Here is a 4370-nt window from a genome sequence, read left to right as displayed (position 1 = left end):
TAAATAATTAAATATTATTCAATAATATGCAATTAGTAAAAATATCAATATTATTTTTTTATTTCCTAACGACACATTCATATGGAAGTATAGAATTTAATAAAATAAAACAATCAATTTATCATTGTTTTGATAATAGTTCTGATTGTCAACAAATTAAAGTACCCATGGAGTTGAATGATGAAATTGATGAATCAATCTTATCAATTGACAAATTTTTGGGTCAAAATTATTTATTGATGACATTAAAATATAATTCTACACCTAATAAGTGTTATTCGCTTTATGAAATAAAAAATCATATTATTCAAGCTAAAGGGAAACAAATTTTAAGCGATGGTTCTCAGTTATGTGATTATAAGAAAACCAATGATCAATTAATTAATCGTTTTCTTGATGGAGGAAAGTGGTATGAAAAACTTTATAAAGAAAAGGAGAAATATTATCAAATAATATTAGAAGATCAATGTATTGGTTGTGATATGGTGCAGCGTAAAATTTATAATAAAAATTTAAATTATTTATTGGTGACAAATGAGCATAATCTTCTTGATAGAAAACCAATAATTAAAAAGATAGCTATTAAACAGGCTTATTTATATGATGATGCTTTGGAAAACTCAAAAACTAAAATGTATTTAATTGAAGATGACAAGGTAGAGTTATTACAGTACCGAGACGATTTTTATCAAATTCGATATTTAACTAAAACCCAGAAGTTAATTGTTAAATGGGTTCATTCGTCGGCTTTACAAGTACATTAATTTGACTATGCAAGAATAATATCTGAACAAATCAAAAAATGTTATGGTGGGATGATGTTGCTAAAGGCTTAGCCAAGCTAAACCAACAAAATGACACCTCCCAAGAAAATGGCGAGACAACGGATACCACAACTCCCCCTGCAGATACCACCCCACCAGCCACGCTTAGCGATAATGGTAAGGCGTGGTTTATTCATCCTGTAACAATGCATATTTTTAATTTTGAAAGTTGTGTGTGTAATAAGCATATAACTGAAGATCAATTTAAATCAATAATGCCTAATGATATTTTGCGTAACGGATTATTTTATAAAATGAATAACGATTTGAAAAATACATCATTAAGTACGTTTCTTTTAAAATTGAATAAGTATTTTACTCAACACAATGTTACTAGCTGTCTTCAGAAAGCGCATTTTATATCGCAGATATTATGTGAAAGTGATTTTTTAGAACAGCAGAAGAATATAAAAATAAGGATGGTTCAACGCCTTCTCATTGGAACAATTATAAAGGAGGCGCAAATTATCATGGTAGAGGACTTATTCAAATTACCCATAACTATAATTATGACTCTTTCGGTAAATATATTAATAACAACACACTTAAAGATAACCCGGATATAGTATGTTCTACTTTAGATTTTACAATAAAATCTGCATTTTGGTATTGGATAAATGGAAGTGCGTGGGGAAATATTAATAGCATTGCAGCAAATAATGACTTTCTTAAAGTTACCATGGCTGTAAATGGTGGATATAACCATGTTGTAGAAAGAAATAAGGCACTTATCACTTTATACGATAAGTTTAATATTAAGAACTGTCTTTTATATCACGATATTAAGTTTGATAACTATTCTTTTGATACAAGCGCAATGGTTAATAGTAAATGGTATGAAAATAACAAAAATAAAGTAAAAGAAGTTGAAACAGCTTTAAAAGATTTCTATACAACATTACAAAGGGAAAATTAACATGAAAAAAAAAATTATTTTTATTATTTTGTTTTATTTGAATTTTCCTTTATATGCTCAAATATGTAGTGAAACAAAATCAAATGATCTTAAAGGGCAATTTATCAATGGCGATAAATTCAATGGTAAATATACATATTGCCGTTTCAGTAAACCTGAAGAAGGTATAATTTCGCAAATTGATTTGAACTTGGACATAGATGGAAATGTAAATAATTATATTTATATAGGAGGGATGAATCCTTCAATTGAGATTTCAGACTTGGGAATTATATCCATTTTTGATAAATTTGGTGGTATGCAAAGCCCTGCAAAAATAACTTATTTAACAAGTAAAAATAAGAAGTTAATTAAAATAGGAGAAATATACTTAGATTTTTCCCTTGGACAGGTTACTGATTATTCAATTGAAAATATTGATGATAATACTGATAAATTTATTGAAACTATTTTATCAAAAAAACAAGATTCTTTTATTAACAAAGCTACCCTTTCATATACAGATTATTTTATTTTGTTTTTAGCTAAGAATTTGTTAAAAACAAATATAGATACAGTTTGGCAAGATAAGTTTTATACTAAATTACTTTCAATGGGATATGAAGATATTATCACACTTTATAATCAAAATATATTTTATAAAGATTCAACTCTTTGTAAAAAGAGTCAGAATGAAAAAGATGCGTTCGGTTGTCGAATTGGTAATAATCAATTATCAATTTGCTACAATTATGTAACTCATAATTTACTGTATCGATTTGGAAATAAATCAAATATAAAATTAGAATTAATAAAAGAATTAACTAATCAAGATGGAAGTGCTCATATAATAACTTTTGTTAATAAAAATACTCAATACTTGATAAATACTCAACCAAAAAATGAGTCTATTCAAATAATCCAAAATGGAAAACGTTTAAATAACTATAAATGTGAAAAAAATTCTGTTGAACCAATGATGTTAAACAGTTTTAATTGACTATTTTAATTTCAAAATATAAATGCAGAGGATTGATGCAATTAACTTGAAAGAAAAATTATGCAAAATATTCTTCATTTTCAGTTATTGATGTTGTAATTAATTATTTCTGGATTTCTGATAAATTATCATATTCTGCTGATTCAGCAGGTTGGTATTGGCGATATTATTGATGGGAAAATGGGAGAAGCGACAGCTCTTATTATAAATTCTATTTCTGATAAAAATAAATTATTAACGCGTATTACTGACATAAGGAAAGCATATTATACTAAATTAGCCATTAAAGAGGACTAGTTTTAAGCGCAATATATTATTTGTTTTGTTTGTTTTATTACATTTAGATTATGCCTGTGCTTTAGATATTGAACAAACTTGGACTGAAGAAATCTATTTAGAAAAAAATGAAATATCTTATAGTGTTTTTTCTATACAATTAAAAATTGACAATAGTAATAGGGGAATTATGTTCTATTGTTAATTATGGTAATAAAATAGATTGCCCTATACCTTTTGCATCTAAGTTAATTAATAATCAAATTAAGGTTCATTTTGATAGTACTTTTGGCGGTAAAAATGGTATAGCTATTATTAGACTACAAGAAGATAATTTAATTTGGGAATTAATTACTGCTCCTAACGGAGAATATTATTTTGCAACGAAAGCAAAATTACTTCCTGAAAAAGAAAATTAATAAATAGTTATTTTTATCTTGCAATAGATGTGAGCAGTTGTTTTTGGACAAGAGGAAAATTATTAATTAAAGGAAAATATTTTAAAAATAGCACCAAACTAAATGGAGAGTGGTAATGTAAATACCCCATTTTTAGTACACACAGCATTACGGGTTGAGATGAATGATGCAAAGTTATCGCTAAGCGACAATCGAGCAATAGATGCCCAAGGTAACTTGTGGTTAAAAGTCGATGTACTTGATGATAAAAACCGAAAAAGAAGTGGTTGGGTGTTAGTGAATGGCGAAGGTGCTAAGCGGGTCAGTTGTTGGGATTGGTTTGATTTTATGCAGATAAAAGAAACGGCCACATTAAAAGAACTCTACCTTGACGCAGACAAATCGTTAAAACGTAATAAAGACAACCATTCATTATCGCAATATAAACCAACAATAAAAGAAACATTATCTATTCTTGATAAGCAATACCATGTTGAAACAAAAATATATACCAGTATAAAAGAAGCGAGTTTTAAAGGTATTGCAGATAAACCGATGCTATTTACGGCATTAAGTCGCTTATTAATCAATTACGAAAGCGAATGGTATAGTGAAATTGATGCTGAAGGCAAAATGCCGAAATGGGAAGCGTTAAACAGCGAGCTGACGGAAAATGCTAAAAATGTATTAACGTATTTAAAAGAAGCGGATGAAGCAAAATGTGATATCTATGTAAACACACTAGCAGCAGATGAACAGAAATCAGTCAAAAAAGGATTAGAAGAGCTAAGAAGAAGCATAGCACGTTTTCCAGCAGACTATATAGACAGCCCAACAGAAAAGCTCAGTAAAGGGCAATTGGACATCTATTTTTTGCTTAAACAGTTAGAAAAACAAGTGACAGCTTGGGAAAAGACCAAAGAGAAAATCAAGAAAATGTTATGGTGGGATGATGTTGCTAAAGGCTTAGCTAAGTT

5 protein-coding genes and 1 pseudogene are annotated in these 4370 nt (G+C 28.3%); all 6 read left to right on the top strand.

The window, feature by feature from the left end:
• Window positions 1-26 precede the first annotated feature (26 nt).
• Window positions 27-764: a hypothetical protein gene (locus A9G28_RS08820; RefSeq protein ID WP_065566065.1), complete on the top strand. Its 738-nt coding sequence runs from the start codon at window positions 27-29 to the stop codon at window positions 762-764.
• Between the two features lie 538 nt (window positions 765-1302).
• Window positions 1303-1383 (top strand): annotated as a pseudogene (locus tag A9G28_RS14195) (hypothetical protein); the annotation flags it as partial.
• A 120-nt stretch (window positions 1384-1503) separates the two neighbouring features.
• Complete coding sequence (locus A9G28_RS13870) at window positions 1504-1740, top strand: hypothetical protein (protein ID WP_065580432.1); 237 nt, start codon at window positions 1504-1506, stop codon at window positions 1738-1740.
• A 1-nt stretch (window position 1741) separates the two neighbouring features.
• Complete coding sequence (locus tag A9G28_RS08805) at window positions 1742-2719, top strand: hypothetical protein (RefSeq protein WP_065580431.1); 978 nt, start codon at window positions 1742-1744, stop codon at window positions 2717-2719.
• A gap of 443 nt (window positions 2720-3162) precedes the next feature.
• Window positions 3163-3414, top strand: a complete 252-nt coding sequence (locus A9G28_RS08800; protein ID WP_065566062.1) for a hypothetical protein — start codon at window positions 3163-3165, stop codon at window positions 3412-3414.
• Between the two features lie 102 nt (window positions 3415-3516).
• Window positions 3517-4370 (top strand): hypothetical protein (locus A9G28_RS08795; RefSeq protein ID WP_141674723.1); only part of this gene is annotated, 854 nt, incomplete at its 3' end.

Origin of the sequence: Gilliamella sp. Fer1-1, assembly GCF_001690825.1 — a bacterium.
In the GTDB taxonomy this organism is placed as follows: Bacteria; Pseudomonadota; Gammaproteobacteria; order Enterobacterales; family Orbaceae; genus Gilliamella; species Gilliamella apicola_C.
This window is presented reverse-complemented; position numbering and strand designations above follow the sequence as displayed.

Excerpts from the sequence above, each read along its gene's own strand:
- A9G28_RS13870 (WP_065580432.1), top strand. The coding sequence starts at position 1,504 with ATGGCTGTAAATGGTGGATATAACCATGTTGTAGAAAGAAATAAGGCA.
- A9G28_RS08820 (WP_065566065.1), top strand. The coding sequence starts at position 27 with ATGCAATTAGTAAAAATATCAATATTATTTTTTTATTTCCTAACGACA.
- A9G28_RS08805 (WP_065580431.1), top strand. The coding sequence starts at position 1,742 with ATGAAAAAAAAAATTATTTTTATTATTTTGTTTTATTTGAATTTTCCT.